Source organism: Pseudonocardia pini (genome assembly GCF_013870575.1).
Taxonomy (GTDB): domain Bacteria; phylum Actinomycetota; class Actinomycetes; order Mycobacteriales; family Pseudonocardiaceae; genus Pseudonocardia; species Pseudonocardia pini.
This window is the reverse complement of record NZ_JACBXB010000348.1, coordinates 1-5,575: the sequence shown is the minus strand read 5'-3', so window position 1 is coordinate 5,575 and position 5,575 is coordinate 1. Positions and strand designations below refer to the sequence as shown.

The following is a 5,575-nucleotide window of genomic DNA, read 5'->3' as shown; positions in this document are numbered from 1 at the left end:
GCGCCGCGACCGGCTCCCCCACGGCGGCGGGCAGCAGGTACCGGTCGGCCACGACCAGCAGCACCCCGCCGATCACCAGGCCGAGCAGCCGCTGGTCGAGGGTGTCCGGCGCGAACGGCGGGAAGCAGGGCAGCACGTAGAGCAGCTGCAACCCGTTCGCGACACCTGCCACCCGCGGCCCGCCCACCCCGGCGTACGCCACGGCGAACCCGACGACGAGCATCCCCGCCGCGGCCGCCCACGTCGACACCGCGAGCAGCGTGCCCAGGCACACGAGCACCGCGCCCACGGGCACGGCCACGGCGAAGGTCCGCAGCCGCCGCCCGGGGGTCCCCGAGACCTCCGAGAGCGCGCCGAGAGCGATCACCGTGAACAGCGCGTAGATCGCGGTCGTCGAGTCGCCGAACCCGTAGAGGCACACGTAGAACCCCGCGAGCGAGGCGACCGAGATCCGGACGGCCTTGCGCAGGGCGACCCGGGTGGCCGGCTTCACGGCGACGTCACCGTGCCGGCGGCGGCAGCTCCACCCAGCCCTGCGGCCCCGGCAGCGTCGCGGCCGCGGCGGGCCCCCAGGTCCCGGGCTCGTACCCCGCGGGCGCGGTGCCCGGATCGAGGATCGGGGCGACGATCCGCCACGCCTCCTCGATGGTGTCCATCCGGGCGAAGTGGGCGGGGTCGCCGGCGAGCGCGTCGGCGAAGATCCGCTCGTAGGGCTCGTGCATCGTGCCCAGGACCTGCCGGAAGTCCGCCGTCACGGGGATCTCCACCGGCACGTCCCCGCCACCGGGTCGCTTCGCGAGCAGGGTGAACGTGACCCCCGCACCGGCCTGCAGGCGCAGCCGGATCCGGTCCGCGCTCGCCCCAGCGACCCCGAACAGCGGGCGCGGCGGCGGCTTCAGCACCGCGACGACGTCGAGCACCGTCACCGGCAGCGCCTTGCCCGCCCGCAGGTGCACCGGCACGCCGGACCACCGCCAGTTGTCGACGTGGAAGGTGGCGGCCACGTAGGTCTCCGTCGTCGAGCCCGCGGCGACGCCCGGGGTGTCGAGGTAGCCCGCGTACTGCCCGCGCACCACCTCGCTCGGGTCCAGCGTGCGCACCGCCCGGAGCAGGGTGTGCTTGGCGTCCCGCTGGTCGTCCGCCGCGTCGGTGAGCGGGGCGTCCATCAGCAGGTAGGCCATGACCTGGAGCAGGTGGTTCTGGACGACGTCGCGGACGGTGCCGACCGAGTCGTAGAACGAGCCGCGGTCGGCGACGTCGAAGTCCTCGGCCATGGTGATCTCGAACCGGTCGATCCACTGCCGCGTCCACAGTGGCTCCATCAGCGTGTTCGCGAACCGCAGCACGAGCAGGTCCTCGACGGGCTCCTTGCCGAGGAAGTGGTCCACCCGGAACAGCTGCGACTCGGAGTAGTGCTTCGCCAGCAGCGCGTCCAACGCGCGCGCCGAGGCCAGGTCGTGCCCGAAGGGCTTCTCCACCACCAGCCGGGCCCGCTCCGCCAGCCCGACGGCGGCGAGCCCGTCGGCCACCGTGCCGAACAGCGACGGGGGCACGGCGAGGTAGTGCACCGCGAACGCCCCCTCCGGCACGGCCTTCGCCAGTGCGGTGAAGGTGCCGGGATCGGCGTAGTCGCCCGCCACGAGGTGCACCGAGGCCTGCAGCCGGCCCAGGACGGCCGCGTCGACGGACGGGATCGCCGCGTGCACGCTGTCCGCGACGTGCGAGCGCAGCTTGTCGTCGTCCCAGTCGGTGAGCGCGACCCCGATCACCGGCACGGCCAGCTCACCGCGCTCCACCAGCCGGTACAGCGCGGGCAGGATCTTCTTCCTGGCCAGGTCCCCGGTCACGCCGAACAGGACGAGGACATCACCGGGGGTGCTCACGACCCGCTCTTCTCGAGGTGACCGCCGAACTCCAGCCGCTGGGCGGACTCCACCTTGTCGGCGAACAGCTCGCTGCCCCGCGAGGCGAACCGGCTGTAGAGCGCGGCGGTGAGCAGCGGTGCCGACACGCCCTCCTCGATCGCCGCGATCGACGTCCAGCGGCCCTCGCCGGAGTCCGACACCCGGCCCGCGAACTGCTCCAGGCTCGGGTCGCCGCGCAGCGCCTCGGCGGTCAGGTCGAGCAGCCACGAGCCGACGACGCTGCCGCGCCGCCACACCTCGGCGACCTCACCGAGGTCGATGTCCGGGTAGGGGTAGTAGCGGGGCTCGCGCAGCGGCGCGGTCTCGGCGTCGACCTCCGCCTTCCGGACGCCCACTCCGGCGTTCTTGATGACGTTCAGCCCCTCGGCGTACGCGGCCATGAGCGCGTACTCGATGCCGTTGTGGACCATCTTCACGAAGTGCCCGGCGCCCGAGGGTCCACAGTGGAGCCAGCCCTGCTCCGCGGGAGTGGGGTCGCCCTCGGCGCCCGGTGTGCGCGGCGCCGCGTCCACCCCGGGGGCGAGCGCGGCGAACACGGGCTCGATCCGCGACACCGCACGGTCCGGCCCGCCGATCATCAGGCAGTAGCCGCGCTCCAGGCCCCAGACGCCGCCGCTGGTGCCGCAGTCCACGTAGTCGACGTCCTTCGCCGCGGCGGTCTCGGCCCGGTCGATGTCGTCCCGGTAGGAGGAGTTGCCGCCGTCGACGATCGCGTCCCCCGGCGAGAGGAGCCCCAGCAACTCGGTCACGGAGTCGCCGGTGATCGCGGCGGGCAGCATCAGCCACACGGTCCGCGGCGCCTCCAGGCCCCTGACCAGCTCCTCCACCGATCCGGCCCCGCGGGCACCCTCCGCGACCAGCCCGGCGACGGCGTCGGCCGAGACGTCGTAGACGTGGCACTCGTGGCCCGCGCGCAGCAGCCTGCGGACCATGTTGGCACCCATCCGACCGAGCCCGATCATCGCGATCTGCATTCGTCGTCCTCTCTGGTGGGGTCAGCCCAGCGGGTGCAGGCGACCGAGTTCGGGGGCGACGACGCCGGCCCCGTGGTCGAGCTGGTGGTCGAGGTCCACCGCCGCGCTGATCAGCGCCAGGTGGCTGAAGGCCTGTGGGAAGTTGCCGAGCTGCTCGCCGGTGGCGCCGATCTCCTCGGAGTAGAGGCCGAGGTGGTTGGCGTAGGTGAGCATCTTCTCGAAGGCGGTGCGGGCGTCGCCGAGCCGCCCGGAGCGGGCCAGGGCGTCGACGTACCAGAAGCTGCACAGCGAGAACGTGCCCTCGGTGCCTGCCAGGCCGTCCGGCGAGGCGGCGGGGTCGTAGCGGAACACGAGCCCGTCGGACACCAGGCCCTCGTCGATCGCCCGCAGCGTGGACCCCCAGAGCGGGTCGGTGGGGACGACGAAGCCCACCCGCGGCATCATCAGCACGGACGCGTCGAGCACGTCGCCGCCGAGGTACTGGACGAACGCCCGGCGCCCGGGGTCCCAGCCCTTCTCGATCACCTGGTCGTAGATCAGGTCCCGCTGCCGGGTCCACTCCGGGATGTCACCGGGCCGGGCACGGTCGCGGGCCATCCGGATCGCCCGGTCGAAGGCCACCCAGGACATCAGCCTGCCGTAGACGAAGTCCCGGCGTCCGCCGCGGGTCTCCCAGACCCCCTCGTCCGGGGAGTCCCAGTTCTCGCACAGCCAGCCCACCAGCCGTCGGACGGCCTGCCAGCCGCGGTGGTCGAGGCGCACCGCGTGCTGGTCCGCGAGCTGCAGCGAGTAGAGGGCCTCGCCCACGATGTCGAGCTGCAGCTGGTCCGCGGCGCCGTTGCCCACCCGCACCGGCCGCGAGCCGCGGTAGCCCTCCAGGTGGTCGAGGGTCTCCTCGGTCAGGTCCGCCGTGCCGTCGACCCGGTACATGATCCGCAGCGGCCGGTCCTCCGGGCCGTCGTGGGAGTTGATCCGGTCCGCCAGCCAGGAGCCGAAGGCCGCGGCCTCCTCGGTGTAGCCCAGGCTGAGCAGGGCGTGCACCGAGAACGAGGCGTCCCGGATCCAGGTGTAGCGGTAGTCCCAGTTCCGCTCGCCGCCGGGCTGCTCGGGCAGGCCCGCGGTCGGCGCGGCCACGAGCGCGCCGGTCGGGGCGTAGGTCATCAGCTTCAGCGACATCGCCGAGCGGTGGACCGTCTCGCGCCAGCGGCCGGAGTAGGTCGAGCGCTCCAGCCAGCTGCGCCAGAAGTGCACGGTCTCGTCGAACTTCGCGTCGGCCTGGCCGATCGGGATCCGCCGGGGACGGACGTCCGCCCCGGACTCGAGCACCGCGCCGACGGCCTGGCCCGCGGAGAGGGTGATCGTGGCGCTGACGTCCTGCTCCTCGGCCCGCCAGTCCAGCGCACCCCCGCCGTCGACCACGGTGTGCAGGGCGAGGTCGAGGTCCGGCCCGTGGAAGGCCGGGCCGTCCGGGGTCAGCTCGAGGGTGTGCGGGGCGCGGCCGTAGTCGAACCGCGGCCTGCACTCGACCGTGAAGCGCATCGTCCCCCGCACCACGCGCAGCACCCGGACGATCTCGTGCCGGTCGGTCGCCGCCCCGTCGCGGACGGGCATGAAGTCGTAGAGCGCGCCGACGCCGTCGGGGGTCATGAACCGGGTCATGAGCACGGCGGTGTCGTGGAAGTACCACTGCCTGCGCGTGACCTCCGCGTTCGTGTCCGGGGCGATCCGGAAGAACCCGCCCCGACGACGGTCGAGCAGCGAGCCGAACACGCTCGGCGAGTCGAAGCGCGGGCAGCAGAACCAGTCGATGCTGCCGTCCGTGGTGACCAGCGCCGCGGTCTGCAGATCGCCGATCAGGCCGTGCTCGGCGATCGGCGGATAGTCGTCCGGGTAGGCCACTCGCGCCCTCCTCGTCCCGCGGGGATCCTGGGATCCACTCGGTACCGCACGCTCCGGCGTTAGCCGCTCAGCAGAACGTGACCACGTTCCGGTCCAGCGGCATCTGGCCCCGCCGTTCGCCGGTGTCGGCCGACGGGGTGAACGGCAGCTCCGGCGTCGGCTGCGCGGGCAGCACGTCGTCCCAGATCCGCTCGGTGACCTGACCGTCGACCCGGAGGCACTCGAAGGCGAACGGGGTGCTGTCGGTCGGGAAGAACGTCGGCTCGGTCATCACCTGGAAGTGCAGGTGCGGGGCCGTGGAGTTGCCGGAGCTGCCGACGTGGCCGAGCACGTCGCCCCGCTTCACCCGCTGCCCCGTCTCGACGGCCACGGTGCCGGTCTTGAAGTGCGCGTACAGCACGTAGACGCCCGGTGCGACCATCAGCGTCACGTGGTTGCCGACGGTCTCGGCGATCGGCGGGAGCGGCGGCGGCTCCGGGAGCGAGGTCGTCTCGGCGAACCCGTCCGTCGCGTCCACGACGACGCCGTCCGCGACCGCGATGGCAGGCTGGTCGTAGGCGAGGTAGTTCGTGAGCTGCGCGGGGTCGTTGGTCCAGGCGCGGTGCCGGTCGTCGAGCAGGTACCAGTCGATCGCGTGGCGCTGCGGCACCAGCAGCGACCCGTCGATCGGGGCGAGGCCGCGGCGATGGTGGGTGTCGTCCACGCAGCAGCCGTCGCTGGCGTACCAGGGGCCGCCCCGCAGCGGCGGGCCGAAGACCGGCGCCGCGGCCGTGCTCA

General features: G+C 73.2%; 5 protein-coding genes. All 5 read right to left on the bottom strand.

Annotated elements, in window-relative coordinates; all coding sequences use genetic code 11:
• Window positions 1-493 (bottom strand): hypothetical protein (locus tag H5J29_RS19105; RefSeq protein ID WP_220187630.1); only part of this gene is annotated, 493 nt, incomplete at its 3' end.
• Between the two features lie 7 nt (window positions 494-500).
• A complete protein-coding gene (gene zwf / locus H5J29_RS19100; RefSeq protein WP_181782378.1) occupies window positions 501-1,883 on the bottom strand; it encodes a glucose-6-phosphate dehydrogenase in 1,383 nt (460 codons plus the stop codon).
• Window positions 1,880-2,899: a phosphogluconate dehydrogenase (NAD(+)-dependent, decarboxylating) gene (gene gnd / locus H5J29_RS19095; RefSeq protein ID WP_181782376.1), complete on the bottom strand. Its 1,020-nt coding sequence runs from the start codon at window positions 2,897-2,899 to the stop codon at window positions 1,880-1,882. Before gnd ends, zwf begins: the two co-directional genes overlap by 4 nt.
• 21 nt (window positions 2,900-2,920) lie before the next feature.
• On the bottom strand, window positions 2,921-4,798 hold the full coding sequence (locus tag H5J29_RS19090) for a glycoside hydrolase family 15 protein (RefSeq protein WP_181782374.1): 1,878 nt from the start codon (window positions 4,796-4,798) through the stop codon (window positions 2,921-2,923).
• A 67-nt stretch (window positions 4,799-4,865) separates the two neighbouring features.
• Window positions 4,866-5,575 (bottom strand): M23 family metallopeptidase (locus H5J29_RS19085; RefSeq protein WP_181782372.1); only part of this gene is annotated, 710 nt, incomplete at its 5' end.